Consider the following 21,370-nt stretch of genomic DNA (forward strand, 5'->3'; position numbering starts at 1 on the left):
CGCGGCCAGGCAACACATCGAATCCGGCGTGTCGCATTCCCCGCGAACGCGCCATTCTCCCTACCGTGAAAGGACATTTCTGCTCGTGCGTTTCAGAAAGACAGTCGCCGTAGCCCTGGCATTGCTGCCGATGTTGGCCGGTGTCTCCACCGCGACCGCCGCCCCACCGCCACCGCCGACCGACACCGTCTCCCCGCAAATCGTCGGCGGCAACCCGGCACCCGTGGCCTACGCCGGCGCCGGTTCCCTGCAGCTGCTCGACCACGGCGACCCGAACTGGCACTCCTGCGGCCTCACCCTCCTGGCCGAGGGCTACACCGAGACCGGTGCCCCCGCCTCGGTGGGGTTCACGCAGGGGCATTGCCTCAGCAATCTCCCGACACAGGCCGAGCAGGCGCGGATGCCCGCCGAGGTCAAGGCCCGGTTCGAGTCCCTCCGCGCCGCCGCAGGCGACCCGGACATCGACCGCAGCGACCCGCGGCTCTACCACGCCCGGTTCGGCTCGACCAACCGCCTGCAGGGTGGCGTTGTCCGCCACGGGACCAAAATCGATGTCCCCCAGGAGTGGAAGTGGGGCTATCCCGACGCCGAGGGCTGGATCTGGGATGTCGCCCTGATCCGCCTCGACGGCCACCTCGACGGCATCCGCCCCGCCCGTATCGCCCCCGCCCAGCTACGCCAGTCCGCGCGGTCGATCGGCTGGGGCACCCGCAACGTCGACCCCACCACCTGGACCGGACCCGCCCCGACCGATCTGTCCCAGCTCGACATCCCGCTACTGCCCGCGAAGAAGTGCGCTGCGGGCGGGATCGGCGGCGGCGAGCTGTGCGGCGGCGTTCCGCCCACCGGCGGCGCGCCCTGCTCCGGTGACTCCGGCTCCGCGCTGCTGCAAAAGCACGGAACGACCTGGTACCTCATCGGGACCGTCTCCCGCGGCGCAACCCCGTACTGCGGGAGCTCACCGACCATCTACAACAACGTCTCGGCCTACGGGCCCTGGATCGCCCAGCACGTCCGCCAACTGCTCCCCGGCAAGCCTCAAGCCACCACGCACCTCGCGGTGGCAACGACGCCGGGAAGCTGATCCCGCAGTGACCCACGGTGCCGGTGTGGCCGCCCAAGGATCCGCTCCACCGGCGGCCACGCCGGGCCGCGCGCTCGCCAGCCCGATTTCCAGCCAAGAGAATAGGAGAACTCCTAGCGTGACCAGTACCACCCAAAACCCGGAAATCACCGCAGGAAAGACGATCTCGCTCATCCCGCGCGTCGAGCTGTTCGGCAATCCCGAGCAGACCAGGCCCACGATCTCGCCCGATGGTCAGTGGTTGGCATGGGTTGCCCCATACGAGGGCGTACTCAACCTCTGGGTCCGGCACCTCGCCGACGGCGGCGACGCCCGGCCGGTCACCGCCGATCACGACCGAGGCATCCACGAGTACGCCTGGGCCCCGGACAGCCTCCGTCTGCTTTACCTCCGAGATCAGGACGGCGACGAGAACAAGCACCTCTACGACGTAACGCTGCGAACTGGTGACGTCCGCGACTTGACACAGTTCGTCGGTGTCAAAGCCGAGCTGGTCGCCCAGGACCTGCACATCACCGACCGGGTCCTCATCGGACTCAACAAGAACAACCCCCAGTTGCACGACGTCTACGCGCTGGACCTGATTACCGGCGAACTGACCATGGTCCTGGAGAACCCCGGGATGTTCGGATTCGTCGCCGACAGCCAGCTGCGGATACGGGCCGGGGTCAGCCCGACCCCCGACGGCGGCAGCGTGATCCTGGTCCGCGATGTCGAGAGTGACTGGCGCCTGCTGCTGACGGTCGACGCGACCGACGCGCAGAGCACCATGCCACTCGGGTTCGACCAAGACGGTAACCGGCTGCTCGTGCTGACACCCACCGACGCCAACGCCACGCGCCTGGTCTGGATCAACGTCCACACCGGCGAGCACGACGTCGTCGCCGGCGACCCGACCTACGACGTCTCTTCAGTCAAGGTCGACGCCTCCACCAGGGAGCCGGTCATGGTGTCATTCCAGCGTGAACGCCTGCACCCCCAGGCCCTGACCCCGGATATCCGCCGCGACCTCGACATTCTCGCCGCCGTCAATGATGGCGACATTCAGGTGGTTTCCGCCGACCGGGCGAACACCAGGTGGATCGTGTCCTACGTCCACGCCGACGGCCCCACCGCCAGCCACCTCTACGACCGGGCCACCGGCGAAGCGACCTTCCTGTTCCACGACCGCCCGCGCCTCGCCGGCAGGCTGCACCGAGTCGAGCCGTTCTCGGTCACCGCCCGCGACGGCCTGGAACTACACGGATACCTGACCATCCCGGCCGGGAACACCGAGAAGCTGCCGACCGTGCTGCTGGTGCACGGTGGACCACGCGCGCGCGACACCTGGGAGCTGACCCCGCTCGCCCAGTGGCTGGCCAACCGCGGCTACCTCTGCCTCCAGGTCGATTACCGCGGCTCGACCGGGTACGGCAAGAGTTTCACCGCCGCCGGCAACCGCGAGTGGGGCGCCAAGATGCAGGACGACCTCCTCGACGCCCTGGTGTGGGCTGTCGAGGCAGGGTACGCAGACCCGGACCGGGTCGGGATCTTCGGTGGCTCCTACGGCGGGTACGCGGCGCTGGCCGGCGCGGCGTTCACCCCGGAGGTGTTCCGCTGCGCCATTTCCCTGTGCGGGCCGAGCAACCTCGAGACGCTTCTGCGGTCGATCCCGGACCACTTGGCGCTGGTCCGCGCCCAGATGTACATCGCGGTGGGCAATCCGGACACCGATGCCGAGTTCTTGTGGTCGCGGTCGCCGCTCTCGCGCGTCGCCACCATGAAGACTCCGCTGCTGATCGGGCAGGGAGCCAACGACACCCGGGTTCCGCAAGCCGAGAGCGACCAGATCGTCGACGCGTTGCGGGCCAACGGCGTGCCGCCAGAGTACGCGCTGTACGACGACGAAGGTCACGGGCTGGAGAAACCCGAAAACCGGTTCGAGTTCTACACCAGGGCCGAGCGATTCCTGGCCAAGCACCTCGGTGGCCGGTTCGAGCCAGAACCCGCTTAACCGCGCGGGCGGCGTCTACGACCTGCCAGCAGCAGCGGCGCCGCCCGCCTCCACGCCCACCTCGGCTTCCACACCGACGATCCGGCCGAGATCCCCGGCAGCGGCCAGCTGTTCGACTACCCGATGCAACGCCATCCGCCTACGCCGAGCCCGCCGCGGGCATACGCCGACGTCTACATTCTCCGGCCGTAAGCACCGTCCACAGTGAGCACTCGTCGCAGCACCCCCCGACGTGATCTCGCGAAACGGATCTCGCTGCGCATGATCCGTGATCACGACCAAAGGACCCAGATGACCGACCGCCGCCCGCACGTCACTTCCAGGGCGCACTGCGTCACGGACCTGCCGCAACCCACCCACGTCGGCTTGCGGAGGTGGTGCACCGCTGAGACGTCCGGCGCGGATGTCGGGGTCTACAACAGCCCACCGGATTTCTTGAGCCGGAGCGAAAACCGAGTCTCCAACGGCGACAGCGCAATCGGCGCCGTCTGCTCGTCCGCCGTCGTGCCCGTTGCCGACGCACCTGACAGCGGCCGAGAGCAGATGGCCGTCCTTGCCACGCTGCTGCTTGTCCTACTGGCCAGTTGGCTGCCCTGGTGACCGCAGGTCCGAGCCGACCCGCGACCGCATCACGCGCCCCACCTTGGCCGCGCCCGGCACCTCCACCCGCAACCTGGTATAGACCGCCACCAAGCGCGCGGACGGCATCTGCCCGCCTCGCGCTGCCATTGCGAGCTACGCCCCTGCCATGGTCCTCGACCGCAGCCGGTACCCGTTCCTCACCGAGGGCGATCAGGGTTTGTGCTTCGACGCAGCCGCAGGAGCAGGGGTCTCGGCAGCGGCGGCAGTAGGCTGTTCCGGGTCGAGAATCCGGCGACCATCTGCCTGGTCGGAGTGATTTCGGGCGCGGGAAACGACAAGCAGACCACCGGCATCGCCAATCCAGCTCTCCCGCAAACCCTCTGGCTGCAACGCAGCCTGACGACCTGAGCGAGCGTCACCCCGCCGACGTCGACCGCATCGAGCCCGGGCTAAACGAAATCCGAATCGCTCACGTCCTCACGCCGAAGCCTGTCGTTGCCACCTTGCGTGCAAACACCCACCGAGATCAGTCGTAAGGACCACGATGACCACCACGAGCCAACCGCAAGCGTCCGAGCCGCAGAACGCTGCACTATGGCAACCCGCCCAGCAAGACCTCGACCGACCCGCGAGCTCCCGCGTGCAAGAAGCGTTGCTCGGAGGCGACGCCCATACCTGGGCACTGGACCGCATCCTTGCCGAGCAGATCACCGCCGCCCTGCGCCGTGCCCCGGCCATCACCGCCACCCACCGGAAATTCCGAACCCGCGCGATCGATACGGCTTTGACCCACGGGCTCCGGCAGTTCATCGACATCGGCACCGGCATACCTACGCACCAGCCGATTCACGAGCTGATCGCCGACCACGGCGCCGCCCACGTGGTCTACGTCGACAACGATCCCCTCGCCGTCCACGGGACGCGGTTGATTCTCGACGACGTCACCGGCGGCGAACCGCCATCGCACGTCGACGTCCAGATCGGCGACTTCTTCTATCCCGCAACGATTCTTGGCGGCTCCCAAGTCAGCGAGTCGATCGATCTGCGAGAGCCGGTGTGCCTGGTGCTGACAGGCCTTCTCGAGTACTGCCCCAACTGGAGAGACCCAGCCGCCGTTGTCGAGCACTACCGGACCCAGCTGGCTCCCGGCAGCTTCATCATCCTCACGCACCCGACCGTCGACGGTCTCGATCTCGGAGACGCTCGGCATGCGCAGCTGGCCAGCGATGCCCACCGAGCCGCCGCCTGCTACGACGTAACCGCCACGCCGATGGTGCTGCGTGGCCGTGCCGAATTCGAGTCGCTCACCGCCGAACTCGACCTCGTAGGTGGTGGCGTCGCCTACACCGCGTCCTGGCCCGATCCCGGTGATGTCCGCGCGGCGGCAGACTCGCTGTGCCTGGCCGCTGTCGGGGTGGTGCCGTGATGCCCCCCGAAATCCCGATGACGGCACCCGCATCGTCACCGGCGAGGCCTCTTCACCCAGGAGGTGCCGGCCACATCTGGACTCTCCTCGTGCTGCTCGTGGCCGCCGGAGGTGTCATCGCAGCGGTCGCATCCGTGGGCCGCTACTTCCGGCTGTACTCGACAGCTCTTGTCCATTCGGGCGCGCCACGGCGGCGGCACTACCCGCCGATGAAGGGCACCGTGACCTCGGGGGCGCAACCGAGGTCCGTGCGATGAGCGGCGTCGGTGACGTCGGCTGCGAACCCGCTCCTGCCGAGTCCGGCGGGCACGATCGCCTCGCCGCGGCCGGTGCCGGATTCGATGCGCGACCGGCCGAGCAGGCCGGCGGGGTCGGAGGCGGGCTCTGGCACGGCGCCAAGGTCACGCCACAGCCGGCCGCGACGTGCAGCCGCGAACTACACCAGGAACTCGGCCTCCGCATGACACCGGGCGATCTGCTGATCGCCACGTTCACCGTGCCACTCACCCCCAAACACGAGGGCCGCGGACGCAACAACTACCTGTTCGACTGCGGCGTCCATCCCGCGGCCGACCTGTCGACCAGGATGCAACGCGCAGAAATCGTTGCCACTGAGTGGATCCCCCAGCACGAGGCGCTGACACTGCTGCACCCCGGCGACCAGCACATGATCACCCTGGTCCGCGACGGGAAGCACTACGGCGAGTACTACGCACGTCCACCGCGGCTGCCGCATCCGGACCAGTTCGGGCGCCGGCTACCCCGCCAGGAAGGTCGCCGCGTTGACTCGTGAGCAAGCCCCCAGGACCCACCGATTCCCGCTGGCCGCGCCTCGCATCTGGGTGGATCGCCACGACACCCTCGCCGCTTTGGAAGCGCACGCCCGGGCACCGGGGCCGACGAGGGTGCTGCTGCACGGTTTGCCGGGAATCGGCAAGACCGCGCTCGCCGCGACGTGGCTAGGCGGCTTCGAGGCGCCACCGGGCCGCATCCCGCTGATCGCGACGCTGAACACGGGAACCGGTCCCGCCGTCACCGCCCACGAGGTTCTGGCGGAGTGGCTGCGCACGCTCGGTGTCGACCCCGAGCTCATCCCGCCGAGTCTTGCTCAGCGCAGTGCGGCCTTCCGCCGGCACACGCAGGACACCCCGGTCGTGATGCTCATCGACAACGTCACCAGCGTCGCGGACGTCCGCGCCCTGCTACCGGGCGGGGGCTCCAGCATCGTCGTGGCCACGAGCCCGCTCCGGCTCGGCGAACTTATCGCCGACGACTTCGAGCTCTACCCGCTGGCCGAACTGCCCGCCGATGACGCCGTGGCGTTGCTCACCGCCTACCAGCGCCCGGCGCCGCCACTCGACGCGCAGGCCGGCTGGCGCGACCTCGCCGCCCACTGCCGGGGACATCCCCTGATGTTGTGCCTGGCCGCGGCGTTCCTCGCGATGCGCCGGCACAGCACCCCGGCCGACCTCGTCACCCTCCTCGTCCGCCGTTCCGCCGACACCCTGGCCGTCGGCGGCCGATCTCTTGGAGACCTGCTCACCGTGGTCTACGACGACCTGGCCCCGCTCGCCCAACGGCTCTACCGGCTGCTGCCCGACCACCCCGGCCCGGACTTCACCGTCGACGTGCTCGCCGCCGCGCTCGACGAGCAGCACAATCCCGTCGAAGACGCGATGCATGAGCTGTTCCGGGCGCACATGGCGTGCTACACCGGCCCCGGCCGCTACGGCCTGGGATACAACGTCCGCCAGCATGCCGAGCGCCGACGCCTCGAGGTCGACGGCTCCGCACTCCGCGACGAGCAGCAGCGCCGGCTGATCACCTGGTACGCCGACCGGGCCGCCGGCGCCGCGAACACCATCAAGCACGCCGCCCACCGCTACACCAGCGTATTCACCGACCCTCGACGAGCCGGCCGCTGTCTGCAGCCGTCGGCGAGGCACGCGCAGACCTGGTTCGGCCGCGAACGCCACAACGTCATGGCGGCCCTGATCTCCGCCGCCGAGCAAGGGCTTGACGACCTCCTTATCGAGCTGGCGGAAGCGGTGTGGGATCCGCTGCGCACCAGCTATCACCTCGACGACATCATCACCAGCCAGACCCGCGCGGCCAGCGCCGCCCGAACCGTCAGCCTCGCCCTCGCGGCGGTCATGTCCGCACGCACCGCGTTCGCCCTGACCGCGCTCGGCGACGACCACGTCCGCGCAATCGCCACCGCGGACGAAGCCGTTCGGCTCGCCCACAGGACGGACGATTCCTGGGCAAGCGCGATGGCGCTATCGACCCGGGCCCGCGCACTCACCGCGGCCGGACGCGTCGCCGAGGCAATCACCGACCTGGACGCCGCGCTCGTGCTGGACCGGCAGCGCGGCGATCAACGCAGCATCGCGCTCCGGATCCGCCGGCTCGGCCAGGCGCACTTGGCCATCAACGACCCGGTCCGCGCTGTGAAGATACTGCAGCAGTCGGCGAGCGAGATGGACGCCGCGGGCGACCTGGCCGGACACGCGCGCGCCCTGACCTACCTCGCCAAGGGATATATCGCCGCCGGCGACCCGCACCGCGCCTTGGACGTGATCCACCGCGCGGAAGGCTACTTCGAGCAATCAGGGTCAATCCGACACCTCGTCGAGGCACGGCTGGTCGTCGCGCGGGCCTATCAGCAACTCGGTGATATTGCGTCTGCCGACGACGTGTGCGAGAACCTGCTCTGCCTCCTGGACGGAGAACCCGGACCCCATGCCGACGCCTGCCGGACCGAGGCCCGGACGCTCAAGGGGCAACTCGAATGATCGCTCCTCGACTTACCGGTCGCCCTGTCACCGCCGGCGGGGCGGCCTGGCGGGGGCTGCACAAGCCGATAATCACTTCCTCTCGCGCGTGCAGGAGCGCGCTGCCAGTCGTCGAGGCTCAGCCGGCCGCCGAGGACCAACTCTGCGACGCCGCGGCGACCACTTTCCCGCCGGGTTTCACCCCTCGAGCCGCTTCCACGGCAGCCGCTCAACTGCACCGACGGAACCGGCCAGCCCACAGGGCAGGTCCTCCCGGCGTCACCTTCTGGGTCAGTGGCGTCGACGCTGGCCAGAACAGCACCTACTTCGAGACGCTGAATCCCTGGTGGCATGGCCAGGACTGGACGCTCACCACTGATAGCCGCCCGGCCGACATGATCATGAACGCCACCCCCAGCGGCGGCTATCCCACGAGCTTCCGAGCCAACGTCAACAGCAGGCTAACCATCGGCAAGCGCGCCCTGCGTCTGGCGTATGTCGGATGCCAGCGCCACCGAGGCCGGAGACCAGCGAACGGCTCTACCGACACCTCAGCTCACTCGGGATCGGCTCTGCCGTCGCCGCGCGGGATGGCCTCCGCTCCTCCGGTCTTTTTCGCCACCGCGACGGGCAAGCCGGCGGTGCGGTCCGGGGTGAACGCCACCCTCGAACGCGTCGGCCGCCTGGCCGGCGTCGCCGAGCCGGAGCGGGTCACCTCACACGTCGCCCGGCACAGCCTGATCTCCGAAGGCCGCCGCCTAGGTCTGTACGATGAGCACCTCCAGAACCTCATCGGGCACCGGCCGTGGAGACCTTCGGCCGCTACGGCAGCAGGCTCTTCGACCCGGCCAGCTCGGCAGGCTTGGCGATCGCGTCGTGCTTCGGCGAAGCCGCCGCCCAGCAGCACGGAGGAGCACGATGACGCCGAACGAGTGGTCACTCAATCATGCCGGCCCCGCGGAGTCCGCGCTGCTGCTCCACTTCTGCGGCAGGCCGGAATGGACCTCGGTGAACTACAAGGCGCCTGCGGCGTTTCGCGCGATGAACCCGCAGCAGCGTCTCGCGAATATCCTTTGGCACCAGCAGATCACTGGGACCGTGCAGCCAAGCGGCGGAAGCCCCGTCGTCTGCCTAACAGAGAGCCCCCGCGACCACCTAAGGTGGTTGATCCGCGACCGGGGATGGCCGCCGTGGGCGCTCGTGTTCAGCCGCCAAGCCATCTACACCGCGGGCGGTGGACCGGTCTGGCACGCCCGCGACAAGCTGATCGACGAACTGCCGGACCACCTCCGCCACTGGGCGGTTCGACTGAACACGAATAGCAACAACGGGGCGCGATCCGAGTGGCTGCACGAGCGCGAATGGCGTGTGCCGACCTTGGCGTTGCACCTCCAGCGTGGGCCGCTTATAGGCCTTCTTGTCGGAGACCCGAGCTGGAGGCCTGACATGCGGATGGTCGAGCGGGAGGTTTTGCTGGACGAGTTCGGCCAGTTCGGCGGCCCTGACCCGGTGTGGCCTGCGCGGCTCAGTTTCCCTGAGCTGCCTTGGCTGTGGGAAAACCTGCCGCGTCACTACTGGAACGCGGCAACGGGCACGATTGACGAGACGCCGGATCGAGTCCAGTTGCCCTCATGACGGTGCTTTAGTATGAAATCCGCGATCGAGGCGCCTGATCCTCGGAACCGTCTCAGGTAGCGAAAGAGTCCGGCGCAGCAGCCTCGGGAGTCATGCCCCTAGTTCACCGCTGCTTCCTTTCCGTGGCGGAAAGGGCCTTGACAGGTGACGTGTGAACGACGGGGGGAGATTTTCGCCGACGGCAACGGTTTCAGGGTGGTCGGACCCAAGGATCCGCACGTGATCGCCAAAGACCCGCTCGAACTCGGCATCAGCACTGGCGGCGTCACCAGCCTTCCTCAGCCAGGTGGCGAAGGCTGCGCGGATGGCGAGTGTGTGGAGATGATCGGACCCCAGAGCCTCGCGGGTATCAGCAAGCAGCTGCCGGAGCCTGATCACCGCCTCTGTCGCGTCTCCGGCCTCGCCGCGCCAGTGAGCAAGGTCGGCCCGGCTGGACAGCGTGTCAGGGTGGTCGGCTCCTAGGACTCGGTGGTAGTCGGCGGCCAATCCTTCAAGGGCGGCCGTCGCGCCCGCGGCGTCTCCTGCTCGGCCTCTCAAGATGGCGAGGTCGTGGCGGGAGGCAAGGGTCAGTCGGTTATCTGGTCTCAGAACTCGCCTTAAGTGCGGAACCAACTGTTCGAGTGCGGTGGTCGCGCCAGCTATGTCCCCGGCAGTCTCGCGCGTGGCGGCGAGGTTGTGACGTGCGGCGAGGGTCTCGCGGTGATCTGGTCCCATGACCTGCTCCAGCTCCGGAATCAACTGCTCAAACGCGGCAATTGCATCAACCACATCCCCTGCCGTCCCCTTCCAGTTGGCAAGAGCGCTGCGTGTGCGCAACGTGTCGAAGTCATCGGGGCCCAAATACCGCAGGGAGTCGACAAGCAGCTCTTCGAGTGCAGCCACCGCACCAGCCGCATCCCCACCCAAACCAGAAAAGACGGCGCAGCAACGGCGAGCAGAAAGGGTGTCACGATGGCCCGGCCCACACTGGATCAACGCCCGGTGATGCAGCGCCCCGCCAAGCGAGATCCCTGAGCTGAGCAACCCGGCGTTTCCGAGACTGCGCACGAGAAGAAGCAACACCGGGTGAGGGTGAGGCTGCCACAGGTGTTCGCCAGCTACGTCCTGCAGTGCGGTGGTGTTCGACCGCAGCGCCAACATGAGGTCTTGCTCGACATCGAAATCTCCCCAGGCGGCCTGCAATGCGTCCGCAGCACCGCGGGCGAGGGCGGCGAAATCTATGGGTGAAAGTGTGTCCCGGACGGCGCGTTGGACCAGCGCGTGCACGCGGGCCGCGCGGTGAGCTTGGTCAGGTTCGAGAGTAAGCAGGCTGAATCGTTGCAGGCACTCGAGGCCTCCAACTACGTCTTCTGCTGCGACGTCCCGCTCCAATCGGGAGGCGAGGTACTGGGCTACGACATCGGCGGTAAGGACCGCAATGGGGACGCCCGCGGGATCGAGCAACGACAACAGTTCCAGTACGGACCGTGCGGCGCCGACGGGTTCGAGCCGGTCGGCAGCCTCAGTCGACAACGCCCAGGTCGCAGCCACTGTCCGGGCGTGCTCGTCTGGCAGATGCTTCTCCCCCGGCAGCAGTTCTGCCAGCGTGGTCCGCCGGTCCGCAATCTTCGCGCGGTAGTCCCTGCAGCTGAGAAGCGGCTTGTTGATCAGGTAGGCAGCGGCCTGCGCCAACGCCAAAGGCAGATACCCGAGGTCATCAGCGAGTCCGGCGAGTTCGGCGATCCCGGTTCCCGTCCGAGCTCGGTCGGGAAGCTTCTCGGCGAGGTAAGCCAAGGCCTCGTCAGGGGCGAACAGCTCGACGTCAACGATGCGGCGCCGGTCGCCCTGCAGGGCCGCGTCGCGGCACCGGGTGGTCACCACCACTCGGCCATTCGGGGAGTACGGCGGCCACAGCCCGGACAGGTCTGCCGGTGTCTGGAGATCGTCGAGCACGATCAGCCATCGGGTGCCGGTTTCGGCGAGCCATTCCAGTAGCCGCCGCCACGCCCGCTCAGGCTGCGTGGGGTTCTGACCGAGAAGCTCAACGGCAACATCGATGTAGGCGGAGGTGATCGCGTCGCGGCTGCCGGCGGAGATCCACATCAAAAGATCTACTCGACCCTCGTCCCACTGTGTGTGGGCGTAGTCGCCGGCCAACTGGGTCTTGCCCGCCCCGCCGAGCCCGATCAACACGGTCGCCGTAGCGCCGGCGAGCGCCGGCGCGTCTGTATCCCCGACAGAGTCGTCGAGCACCCGAGCGACAGCGCGGTGCTGGAAACCGCCGGCTCGCGGCGGCACCGCCCCGAAACGGCGCCGCGGCCGCGACCCGCGCGGCCCATCTTGTGGCACCCGGTCTTCCGCCGTTGGTGCACCGGGGTCCACGAGTTGCTCGGTGAGGATGTCGTGGTCAAGCCGCAGACGCTGCGCCACCTGCACCAGCGGCAGGTGGATCCCGCGGTCACGAGCAGTCTGGACGCACGCAGTCGTGAAGGCCTCGACGCGTTCCCAGGGCGGCGGCCTGGTGAACTTGCCGTTGAGCAGATCGGAAAGCGATGACCTGGTCAGCCTTGGGTGCTCGCGAGCCTGGTCGGCTTTCAGTAGATCTGCCTGACTCGGTCCGCCGGCTGCCGCGCGCACTCGCTTCAGTCGCTCGACGAACCGCTCCTGTGGCGCGCGCTCCCCCAACTCGCCTCCTCGACCTGCGACGCTCCGGAGTCGTCCGGAGACCGACTATCAAAAATGTAGCTCAACGAGGCCCAGTCGTCCGGAATCTCCGGAGTTCTCCGGACCCGGGCATCAGCGCGGTTTGCTCGACGATCGTGGTCACCAGCGGCCCAGCCAGGCCTGGATTACCGAAGGGAGCAGTTGATGATCACCGAAGCGTTGTGGCTCGATGCTGCGGCACCGGCACGGCGGAGGGGCGGCCAGACCCGCAGCGAGATGCTTCGATGAGCGACGACCTCGTTCGACAATCGAGCGGTTCACCACAAGCACGAGCGACGTGAGCCTGGCCGCTGGCGACGGTTGCAGATGAGGCCGTGAGCGGCCAGTCAGCTGACGCTGCCGATTGGCTGGCGCAGATGTCATACCGCCGGCTGCAGCGCTCGATCGAGGCCGCCTTGCGGCAAGCATTCGACCACTCGCCGAAGGGCGCGTGGTGGCGCTAGCGGCCGAGCGGAACTCCTGCCAAGCCGAGCGGTGTGACACCACCATTACAGCCGGGTTCGATGTCGAGTTCATTCTGGATTCCGAACCGCCGTTCTGAGCGTTCCTGCCGTCGACGACAGGGTAAGGACACAGAGATGATCGACGTGACGACGACTGCGATTGTGGTCGCGGCGACAGGCGGGGGCGCAGAAACGATGTGCGGCGCTGCGGAGCGGCTGTCAACGACGCTGACGGACCGGGAAGAGTACCGAACGGACGGGCTGCTGCTCGCCGTCGCCGCCCTACCGCGCCAGGGCGACCTGCTGCCGACCGTCCCCCGGATCGCTGCCCTTGCCAGCCGTCCCGCACTGGCTTGGCAGGTGGCGGACCGGCTGGCGACCTGGCTGGGAGGCCACGACTCGGACCGGCCTGGGCTGCTCGGCACCGCTCTGGCCCTCACCGACCGGCCCGGCGGAGGCGTCGCTGGCAGCGAGTATCGCGAGCAAGGCCGACCCCCGTGCAGGATGGCCGCGTCCGTGGCGCGAGCTGGTATCGGCGCCGCGCGACCACCCCGACGCCGACGTCTGCGAACGCGCGTCGCACATCTCTATCGCTCCCGAGTGATGTGCCAGGCTCAGGCACCGTGACCGCAGCACGCATGGGCCGAGGTCCGGCGGACCCTGTCGAGGATTCTTCGCGGAGGTCACCAGGTGTCGGGAGTCGGCGTCGTACCGAAACGCGCCCTCAAGTAGCCGATGAGTGGACGTCGGCGGTGATCGCGGGATGTCGTGTGGACGCTAGAATGGTGAGCGAAGACCACCTACGCATCACGTCCGGACGCGCGCGGCGGCCGTCACGACTGCCATGGAACGCAAGCTGATCCGGATCTAGCGGAGTGGCGCGATCTCCAACGCCACGATGCCAGCGTCGGTTCCCACGACGAGTGTGTCGTCGATGGCGCGCAACGAGTTGACCCATGACCCCACCGAGATCATCGCGATGTTCGTCAAGCCTTCCTTGTGCAACGTCCAAAGCCCGACGTAGCCGTCCTTGCTCGCGGTCGTGATGACAGGGGGATCTGACTGGATCACAGTCGTGGCCGTGATCCAGTCGTTGTGTGCGTCATCTCGACGCCAGTTGTGTTCCGTGATCGGATCGATGACCGCGATGCATCCGTCGTGCCCTACTGTCACCACGAGTTCGCCGAACGGATGTGTGAACACCGCCAGGTCCTGCACGTAGTCCGTGTGCAGCCATGGAAGGTCGATTTCCGTCGCTGTTCCCCGCAGCGCTGCTGCCAAGTCCCACGCCACGACGTGGCGGTTCGAACCTGCGGCCAGGACCAGTCGCGGCGATGACGCTGTGAACGCGACGTGCAAGAGACGTTTATCTTCCCAATGCTCCTCTACCAGCCGGGCACCTGTCGGCTTCTTCGACTCGGCGTCCCACAATGTGATGGTGCCGTCGACTCCGCAGGTGGCGACGACCAGGCGACCGTCCACTGTGGTGCTTGCGACGCCATTCTGGTCGTCCGGTCCTTCCCATGGTTCCAGGAGGTCGAGCCGCGACAGCGGGGCTGATGCAAGCCGGTTGTCAACGACGGCGAGCAGGTGTTCGCGCGTTGTCGAGACATCCTGAAAGAGCCGCTCCGCTTCATCAGGTGAGCTGACACGTCCGGTGCCGGTGGCAGGATCGAACACGACCAGTGTTCCATCGCGGTGAGCAGCCACTACACCTGTGGGATGGGACGCGAGGACGTCGACCGCTCGTCCACCGGAGTCGTCGCCGCTGTACTCCCGCAGCACTTCTGCTGTGTCCCAGACGCGCACACTGGTCGAGCTCCCGCTGATCAGGTAGTGACGGCCTTCCACTACACAGGTGTCCACGCTCCTCACCCTGTCGATATGGCCCTCCAGCCGCGTGATGTGGCGCAGCCCGTCGAGGAGGTGGAGGTCGAGGCAGTTCCTGGACGGGATGACGAGGACCTCGCCGAGTTCGGACGGGAACTGCCCGATGCCGTGGTGGTATCGCCAGGGCTCGCGCCCAACTGCGACCAACCTGCTGTCGGTTCCGGCTGAAGACTGACCCTCTGGTTCCGGGTGAACCTTGACCCACCTGTGAACGATCATGAGGTGCTGAACGTGGAGGACTGGGCGGAGATCCGCCGGTTGCATCGCGCCGAGGGGCTGGCGATTCGGGCCATAGCCAGGCGGCTGGGGATCGCGCGGAACACGGTGCGACGGGCGCTGGAAGCGCACGAGCCACCGCGGTATGAGCGGCCGGCGAAGGGCTCGATCGTCGACGCGGTAGAGCCGCAGATCCGGGCGTTGCTGGCCGAGTTCCCGGAGATGCCTTCGACGGTGATCATGGAACGGGTCGGCTGGGAACGCGGCAAGACGGTGTTCTTCGAGCGAGTCCAGGCGCTGCGACCGCTGTTCAAGCCCGCGGATCCGGCGTCGCGGACGGAGTATCAGCCGGGCGAGCTGGCTCAGTGCGACCTGTGGTTCCCACCGGCGGACGTCCCGCTCGGGTTCGGCCAGACCGGTCGGCCGCCGGTGCTGGTGCTGGTCAGTGGCTATTCACGGATGATCACCGCGGTGATGCTGCCATCGCGGCAGTCACCGGATCTGCTGGCCGGGCACTGGCGCCTGCTCTCGGGCTGGGGACGGGTCCCGAAGGCGCTGGTCTGGGACAACGAGTCCGCGATCGGGCAATGGCGGGGCGGGAAACCGCAGCTCACGGAGGCGATGAACGCCTTCCGCGGAACGCTCGGAATCCGGGTGATCCAGTGTCGCCCGGGTGATCCGGAAGCCAAAGGCCTGGTCGAGCGAGCCAACGGCTATCTGGAGACCTCGTTCCTGCCCGGCCGCTCGTTCGCCAGCCCCGGCGACTTCAACACCCAGCTCACGGACTGGCTCGAGCGGGCCAACCAGCGCCAGCATCGCCGGCTGGGCTGCCGTCCGGTCGATCGCTGGGCCGCGGATCGCACCGCGATGCTGGCGTTGCCGCCGGTCGCCCCGGTGACCGGCTGGCGCTCGAGCAGCCGGCTGCCGCGGGATCACTACCTGCGCCTGGATTCCAACGACTACTCGGTCCACCCGAGCGCAGTCGGCCGCCGCGTCCACCTCGCCGCCGACCTCGACGAGGTGGTGGTGACCTGCGACAACGTCGAGGTTGCCCGGCATGCCCGCTGCTGGGCTGATCACCAGAGCATCACCGACCAGGTTCACGCGGCCGCGGCCGCCGAGATGCGCCAGGCCCGCCGGCTGGTCGCGGTCCCGAAGGCTGACACCAGCGTCGAGCACCGGGCCTTGACCGACTACGACCGGCTGTTCGGCCTGGACGCCACCGAGGAAGGGATCGCTTGATGGCCACCGCGAAAACCACCGCCAAGACCAGCGGCCGCAACGTCACCGGCGAGCTCGCCTACCTCACCCGCGCCCTGAAGGCCCCGTCACTGGGCCAGGCCGTCGAGCGCCTCGCAGAGCGGGCCCGGGCGGAGAACTGGACGCACGAGGAGTTCCTCGCCGCCTGCCTGCAACGCGAAGTGGCCGCGCGGGAGTCCCACGGCGGGGAGGGCCGGATCCGCTCAGCCCGGTTCCCGTCGCGCAAGTCGTTGGAGGAGTTCGACTTCGACCACCAACGCTCGCTCAAACGGGACACCATCACCCACCTGGGCACTCTCGATTTCATTACTGCCAAGGAGAACGTCGTGTTCCTCGGACCGCCCGGGACGGGGAAGACGCACCTGTCGATCGGGCTCGGGATGCGGGCCTGTCAGGCCGGGCACCGGGTCGCGTTCGCCACCGCAGCCGAGTGGGTCTCCCGCCTCGCCGACGCCCACCACGCCGGGAAACTGCAGGCCGAGCTGGTCAAACTCGGACGGATCCCGCTGATCATCGTCGATGAGGTCGGCTACATCCCGTTCGAGGCCGAGGCGGCGAATCTGTTCTTTCAGCTCGTGTCGTCGCGTTACGAGCGGGCCAGTTTGATCGTCACCAGCAACAAGCCGTTCGGGCGCTGGGGCGAAGTCTTCGGCGACGACGTCGTCGCCGCGGCCATGATCGACCGCCTGGTCCACCACGCCGAGGTGATCTCGATGAAGGGAGACAGCTACCGGCTGAAGGACCGAGACCTCGGCCGGGTCCCACCGGCCACCAAGACCAACGACTAACCACCAGACCAGGGTGGGTCACGGTTCACCCGGAACAGCCGGGTCCAGATTCAACCGGAGTTGACACCTGCGTGGACCGTCCGCGTCCCATAGCTCTAGCACCGAGTTCGTCGACCGCACGAATGTCTTGCGGAGAGGCAGTACTGGCTTCGTCGATGCCAAGTGGGAGTCGGACATGGGCAGTCCGTACCGCTCGGCGCCGGACTCGAGATCGAACACGCGAGCGGTGGTTCTCCGGTCTGGGGAGTCACGGTGCGGGTCGCCCGACACCAGCAAACAGGGGCGGTCGAGGTCCAACAGGTCAATTCGGTTGATGGTGCCCCCGAACGCGCGGATCCGGTACCGCTGAGTCCACTCCCTCATGTCCCAGAGAGCCAGTTCACCTGCTCCTGGGGACGGCTCACCATCCACGATCCGTGCACTAGTTGGTCCATCGCCACTGGTCACCAACACCGGGATCCCGCCGCGGTCGCCAGCCCAGATGGCGAAGACGTCCGCGTCATGCACCTGCATCCATTTCACCTGAGTCCAGTCGTCTGCTCGCCAGATGTGCACGTGTCCGGTGTCGTCGCCGACGAACACAAGTGGTCGGCCGTCCACTACCGCGGATCCGATCGCAGTGATGTCGCCACCGACATCGACGCTGATGACCGCATCCGAGGTCCAGAAGTTGTGCACTGACACACGATGCCCGGAGGCGAGCGCGACAAGTGGATCTGCGACTCCGCGGACGTAGGTGAGAAGATTGAACCCGTTGGGCCGGACGAGGACCCTGCTCGTCTGCCTGCGGTCCCAGCGCGCCCAGCAAGGCCGCCACGGCGATCCCACCGACCACGCCGACAAGGTCGCAGCCAGCTCCACGTGGCCACCCTGCAGCGCGGCCAGGCTCATGTGCGCCGCGTGCTCGGCCATGCGTCCGTGCCGCAGTTGTTCCGCAACCCGCAGATAGGTCGAGGCCGCCACCTTGGCGCGACTGCCGGTGACGGCACGAACGGCACGGGTGAGACCAGCTCCGGCTGTCGTCAGTACGAAGCCGATGTCCTCGATCAGCTCGTCGATGAGCCCGCCTGCCGCAGCGTGTTCGGGAAGGTGTTGCCGCACGTACGGATGGGCCAGGTCCCAAGCGCGTCGGCCGCCCACGGCCGGCACGCTGTCCACCAGCACACGCGTGAACTTTCGGTGGACTGAGACCGGGTCTGCCTCTCCCTGGAGGTGACGGGCGAGTTCCGCGTGGAAGATCCGGAAGACCGAGCGGTCATCGTCGAGCACCTCGCGGATGTAGGCGCCCGCGGTCTCCAGCACCTGTCGAACGTCGTCGTTGTTGTGCTCGCGGCCATCCGCGAGAGCCGTCGCCGATGGAGCCCAGATGTGTTCCCACGGCAGGCCTTGTCCGAACGACCACGCGAGCGGCCTCAGCAGGTCTCGTACGTCGGCCGCGCGCTCGGCGAAGCGTCGGGTCAGGTCCTCGTCGAACGCGGCGCCTACCCCGTCCCAGCTCGAGACCAGGACATCGACCTCGACGGCACTCAGCTGGTGGTCCTGGACGTTCACCGCGAGTGCTGCGCCGCGGGCGAACAGGAAGTTCCGGTCTGCTCGAGTGGCTATAACTGCGGCCACGGCCTGTGCCGCAGGGCGTGCGTAGACGAAGTGGTCGCTGCCAGGCGTCTCCGGGGACACGAGCATCTCGACCACCAGTTGCCGGAGGTCGCGCTGGTCGTAGTAGTCGGCGGTGTCTAGGTCGATCACTTCGGCCGTCGTCCCGATGCTCTGGTGGTAAGGCCTTCTCGTTGCGATCAACAGGCGACCGGAGGCCGCTTTGGCCAGCGGGGTCAGAACGTCCGCGATCACGTCGTAGGGCTGTGCCGCTTCATCGAGCCCGTCCAGGACGACAACGGTCCCGTCTGGAATCCGGAGATCGGCTGCCGAGGTGACGTCCTGCCCGAGCGTGTCGGCGATGTCCGCGACGAGGAGTCCTGGCGTGTGTTTGTGCGCCGAGACTGCGATGATTGACTCTGTGCCTTGCTGCTGTGCTTCTGCGACCAGGTGAGCCAGTAGCGCCGACTTGCCCGAGCCGGGATCGCCGGTCACCACGCACGGACGCGGGTTCGGATCGGCCAGCCATGTGCGGAGTCTGTCGAGCGCGTTCTTCCTGCCGACGAACAGCGCGATCGCGCGTGCCGGCCGGTAGGAGGGATTGCGGAAGATCGGCAGCTCACCCCCGGTGTCGAACGGCAAACGACTGTGCACGGACAGCTGGGAGGAGTTGCTGAGCTGCCGGTTGACCGCGGTGATAATCGAGGTGATCGACAGGAAAGGCTGGGCGGAACCACACGAAGCCGCCACTGAACGCACCGCGTCCACGAAAGCGGATACGAAGGCTCCCTGGCCCGCGTCCTCCTTCGGCCTGCACGCGCCGACTACCCAGATCCCTTGCTGATAGCCCCACGGAATCTGCCACGGCACGGCTGGGGCGGCCGTCTGGAAGGCGTCGAGCAGGCCGGCGCCGCTCTCACAGGTGTCGATGATGATCGCGAGATAGCGCAGTCTCGGTTGCATCCCGACCATCGTTACGAGCGAGCCGGTTTGGAGCGCCCGCGCCACCTTGCCGATGACCGTGTCAGCGAAGGCGAGGTAGTGCTTGCTCCCGACGGTGAACCCGTGGCCGGTGTAGTAGAGGACGGCCACGCTGGCGTCTGTTCGTTCGTCTGCGGTCACCCAGTCCTCGAACTGCCCGGCGAAGTCGTAGCTCGACGGATCGTGGCGCAGATCCGGCAATGTCTCCTCGAACCCGTACTCCGTGAAGAGATCGACGATACGGCGAAGCTCGTCTGGCACGTGCTCCAAGCGGTCGTCGGGGTCCTGGTAGTTCTCGGTGCCGACCGCGATGAGGTGCAGGCTAAGTCCGTCAGGGCTCAAGTCCGGTTGTGATGGCATCGCCCGTCTCCTTCGCCGTCAGGTACGGCATGGCGTCGTGTGCTCTTGGCCCGTTGTGCACGAGCCAGTCAGTGACACCGGGACCCCACAGCGGCTTCAGTTCCTTCACGAGCGCCACGACATCGCCCGGATCCGCGATGTTGTGCCACTGGTTGAGACCTGACGGCCACACGCCCGTGCCGTCCACCGGGCGCGGCGTGAGCTTGTCGAAGACGATGTTGGCGATGCCGAGCGGAGACCCGAGTGTGACGAAGGTCCGAACCGGACAGCTTCCGCGCCACCCGGCTAGAACCTCATACGCCACAACGGAACCGAGTGAGTGCCCCACGACCACCCTGGTGTCATCATCGATCGTCGCGCTGACGCGTGCCTGGATCTCTTTGCGCGTCTCGACGTCACGGAGATAGAGGGCGACCTGCTTGACATCCGCGATCATCAGGTTCTCCGCCACTCCGGCGAAGAAGGTGCTCCTGCTCAGCGCATTCAACGCCTTCTGCACCCACGGCGAAGTGCGGCCTTTGGTGTCGGTGCGGTGCGGTGGGGGCACCGTCGGGTCCGCCGCTGCGGCAGCGGCCCACCAGGCAGCCAGCAGTTCGGCTTCGTCGTCCTTCACGTCGACTGCCGTGTAAGGGCGATCACCGACGCTTTTGGAGTACTTCTTGCGGAACACCGAGCCGTAGAAGGCTGCTTTCACGTCGTCCTCGGTGAGTCGTGGTCCGCGCGCTTCCGCAACACCGCTGCGCAGGGCCTCGAACCAGCCCATCGTGAACTCGCCCTCGACCTGCTTGCCGATGCCGTGAACCACCACGATGCGAGCCATACCAAGCTGTCGCACGGACAACTGTGGCAGTTACCACGAATTCGAGCGTCGAACGGGTGAACCACGTGTCGTACCGGACCGGTCACAGTCAGCGAGCGGCGGCGATGGTGGTCTGTCAGCGCGATCTGGACGGACCTGTCGCCTACCTCTGTGCCACGCCGGAGCACGTCCAGGGCGCATTCGGGCTGCGTGCTCTGGAACAGCACCGTGGCGATCGGTACGACTCCGACGGCCGACCCATCGAACCGTTTCATGATCGTCTCGCCAACTTGCGGCGCCACGCTGTGCCCCACGCCTCCGGCGCGCCGGAGGGCACACAGTCCGGCCATGGCGGCGCGGGAGCTAGTCGTCGTCCTCGTCGTGCCAGTCGGCCGTTCGCTGCACGGTGATGACGTAGTGCTCGCCGCTGGCGATGCCGTCACCGACGATGGGACTTGCTGTGGTTCCCCTATGCCGGTAGGCGCAGATTTCGTACACGCCCGGACCATCGGGAAGCGAGTAGGGGCCATGAGCGCCGCGCGTCACCTCGCTGACGACCAGCACCCCGGTGGGCATACCCACCGTGGCCTGTCCGACGGCATCGTGATCGGGAGCCGCGGCGGTGAAATGCAGGGTGACGGGTTCGAGGGTTTGGATGGTGTAGAGGCAGGCCTGGTATGTATTGCTTTGCAGGTTGCCGTGGCGCGGAGATGCGGCGAAGTCGGGATCGTAGCCGTCGTGCTCGTCGTCGCGGAACACGATCATGTTCCGGTCGGGATGCACGCTCAGCTTGGCGGGTAGCTGCATGCGGTCATGATGCTGGCGCCGGTCGGCGCCCGCCAC

15 protein-coding genes are annotated in these 21,370 nt (G+C 67.5%); 10 read left to right on the plus strand and 5 right to left on the minus strand.

Going from position 1 to position 21,370, the window contains the following annotated elements; genetic code table 11:
• Positions 1-85: 85 nt before the first annotated feature.
• The 7 genes from ACIA5G_RS52010 (at position 86) to ACIA5G_RS52040 (ending at position 9,494) form a co-directional block, all read left to right on the plus strand.
• Positions 86-1,084, plus strand: coding sequence for a S1 family peptidase (locus ACIA5G_RS52010; RefSeq protein WP_395937674.1), 999 nt, complete (start codon positions 86-88; stop codon positions 1,082-1,084).
• Between the two features lie 7 nt (positions 1,085-1,091).
• Positions 1,092-3,077: a S9 family peptidase gene (locus tag ACIA5G_RS52015; protein WP_395937676.1), complete on the plus strand. Its 1,986-nt coding sequence runs from the start codon at positions 1,092-1,094 to the stop codon at positions 3,075-3,077.
• A 291-nt stretch (positions 3,078-3,368) separates the two neighbouring features.
• Positions 3,369-3,677, plus strand: coding sequence for a hypothetical protein (locus tag ACIA5G_RS52020; RefSeq protein ID WP_395937678.1), 309 nt, complete (start codon positions 3,369-3,371; stop codon positions 3,675-3,677).
• A gap of 526 nt (positions 3,678-4,203) precedes the next feature.
• A complete protein-coding gene (locus tag ACIA5G_RS52025; protein ID WP_395937680.1) occupies positions 4,204-5,085 on the plus strand; it encodes an SAM-dependent methyltransferase in 882 nt (293 codons plus the stop codon).
• Positions 5,086-5,338: 253 nt separating this feature from the next.
• Entirely contained in the window at positions 5,339-5,878 is a 540-nt protein-coding gene (locus ACIA5G_RS52030) for a hypothetical protein (RefSeq protein ID WP_395937682.1), read from the plus strand.
• 76 nt (positions 5,879-5,954) lie between these two features.
• On the plus strand, positions 5,955-7,880 hold the full coding sequence (locus tag ACIA5G_RS52035; RefSeq protein WP_395937684.1) for a hypothetical protein: 1,926 nt from the start codon (positions 5,955-5,957) through the stop codon (positions 7,878-7,880).
• A gap of 897 nt (positions 7,881-8,777) precedes the next feature.
• On the plus strand, positions 8,778-9,494 hold the full coding sequence (locus ACIA5G_RS52040) for a hypothetical protein (protein WP_395937686.1): 717 nt from the start codon (positions 8,778-8,780) through the stop codon (positions 9,492-9,494).
• A 90-nt stretch (positions 9,495-9,584) separates the two neighbouring features.
• Here ACIA5G_RS52040 and ACIA5G_RS52045 read toward each other — a convergent pair whose 3' ends face one another.
• Positions 9,585-12,158 carry a tetratricopeptide repeat protein gene (locus ACIA5G_RS52045; protein ID WP_395937688.1) on the minus strand — a complete coding sequence of 858 codons (2,574 nt, stop codon included), beginning with the start codon at positions 12,156-12,158 and terminating at the stop codon, positions 9,585-9,587.
• A 617-nt stretch (positions 12,159-12,775) separates the two neighbouring features.
• Between ACIA5G_RS52045 and ACIA5G_RS52050 the strand changes: the two genes are divergently transcribed.
• Entirely contained in the window at positions 12,776-13,267 is a 492-nt protein-coding gene (locus ACIA5G_RS52050) for a hypothetical protein (RefSeq protein ID WP_395937690.1), read from the plus strand.
• Positions 13,268-13,507: 240 nt separating this feature from the next.
• Here ACIA5G_RS52050 and ACIA5G_RS52055 read toward each other — a convergent pair whose 3' ends face one another.
• Entirely contained in the window at positions 13,508-14,749 is a 1,242-nt protein-coding gene (locus ACIA5G_RS52055; protein WP_395937692.1) for a WD40 repeat domain-containing protein, read from the minus strand.
• Between the two features lie 3 nt (positions 14,750-14,752).
• Between ACIA5G_RS52055 and istA the strand changes: the two genes are divergently transcribed.
• Entirely contained in the window at positions 14,753-15,988 is a 1,236-nt protein-coding gene (gene istA, locus ACIA5G_RS52060; RefSeq protein WP_395937694.1) for an IS21 family transposase, read from the plus strand.
• Positions 15,988-16,794: an IS21-like element helper ATPase IstB gene (gene istB, locus ACIA5G_RS52065; protein WP_395937696.1), complete on the plus strand. Its 807-nt coding sequence runs from the start codon at positions 15,988-15,990 to the stop codon at positions 16,792-16,794. Before istA ends, istB begins: the two co-directional genes overlap by 1 nt.
• Before the next feature lie 18 nt (positions 16,795-16,812).
• On the opposite strand, the gene ACIA5G_RS52070 is transcribed toward istB, so the two are convergent.
• The 3 genes from ACIA5G_RS52070 to ACIA5G_RS52080 all read right to left on the minus strand — a co-directional run bounded on the left by ACIA5G_RS52070 (position 16,813) and on the right by ACIA5G_RS52080 (position 21,334).
• Positions 16,813-19,728, minus strand: coding sequence for a caspase family protein (locus ACIA5G_RS52070; protein WP_395937698.1), 2,916 nt, complete (start codon positions 19,726-19,728; stop codon positions 16,813-16,815).
• Positions 19,700-20,548: a hypothetical protein gene (locus ACIA5G_RS52075; RefSeq protein WP_395937700.1), complete on the minus strand. Its 849-nt coding sequence runs from the start codon at positions 20,546-20,548 to the stop codon at positions 19,700-19,702. The genes ACIA5G_RS52070 and ACIA5G_RS52075 overlap by 29 nt, the downstream gene beginning before the upstream one ends.
• 342 nt (positions 20,549-20,890) lie before the next feature.
• Complete coding sequence (locus tag ACIA5G_RS52080; protein ID WP_395937702.1) at positions 20,891-21,334, minus strand: hypothetical protein; 444 nt, start codon at positions 21,332-21,334, stop codon at positions 20,891-20,893.
• Between the last annotated feature and the right edge of the window lie 36 nt (positions 21,335-21,370).

It is taken from the genome of Amycolatopsis sp. NPDC051758 (assembly GCF_044453095.1).
Classification (GTDB): domain Bacteria; phylum Actinomycetota; class Actinomycetes; order Mycobacteriales; family Pseudonocardiaceae; genus Amycolatopsis.

Excerpts from the sequence above, each read along its gene's own strand:
- ACIA5G_RS52020 (WP_395937678.1), top strand. The coding sequence starts at position 3,369 with ATGACCGACCGCCGCCCGCACGTCACTTCCAGGGCGCACTGCGTCACG.
- ACIA5G_RS52025 (WP_395937680.1), top strand. The coding sequence starts at position 4,204 with ATGACCACCACGAGCCAACCGCAAGCGTCCGAGCCGCAGAACGCTGCA.
- ACIA5G_RS52030 (WP_395937682.1), top strand. The coding sequence starts at position 5,339 with ATGAGCGGCGTCGGTGACGTCGGCTGCGAACCCGCTCCTGCCGAGTCC.
- ACIA5G_RS52040 (WP_395937686.1), top strand. The coding sequence starts at position 8,778 with ATGACGCCGAACGAGTGGTCACTCAATCATGCCGGCCCCGCGGAGTCC.
- ACIA5G_RS52050 (WP_395937690.1), top strand. The coding sequence starts at position 12,776 with ATGATCGACGTGACGACGACTGCGATTGTGGTCGCGGCGACAGGCGGG.
- ACIA5G_RS52055 (WP_395937692.1), bottom strand. The coding sequence starts at position 14,749 with ATGATCGTTCACAGGTGGGTCAAGGTTCACCCGGAACCAGAGGGTCAG.
- istB (WP_395937696.1), top strand. The coding sequence starts at position 15,988 with ATGGCCACCGCGAAAACCACCGCCAAGACCAGCGGCCGCAACGTCACC.
- ACIA5G_RS52070 (WP_395937698.1), bottom strand. The coding sequence starts at position 19,728 with ATGCCATCACAACCGGACTTGAGCCCTGACGGACTTAGCCTGCACCTC.
- ACIA5G_RS52075 (WP_395937700.1), bottom strand. The coding sequence starts at position 20,548 with ATGGCTCGCATCGTGGTGGTTCACGGCATCGGCAAGCAGGTCGAGGGC.
- ACIA5G_RS52080 (WP_395937702.1), bottom strand. The coding sequence starts at position 21,334 with ATGCAGCTACCCGCCAAGCTGAGCGTGCATCCCGACCGGAACATGATC.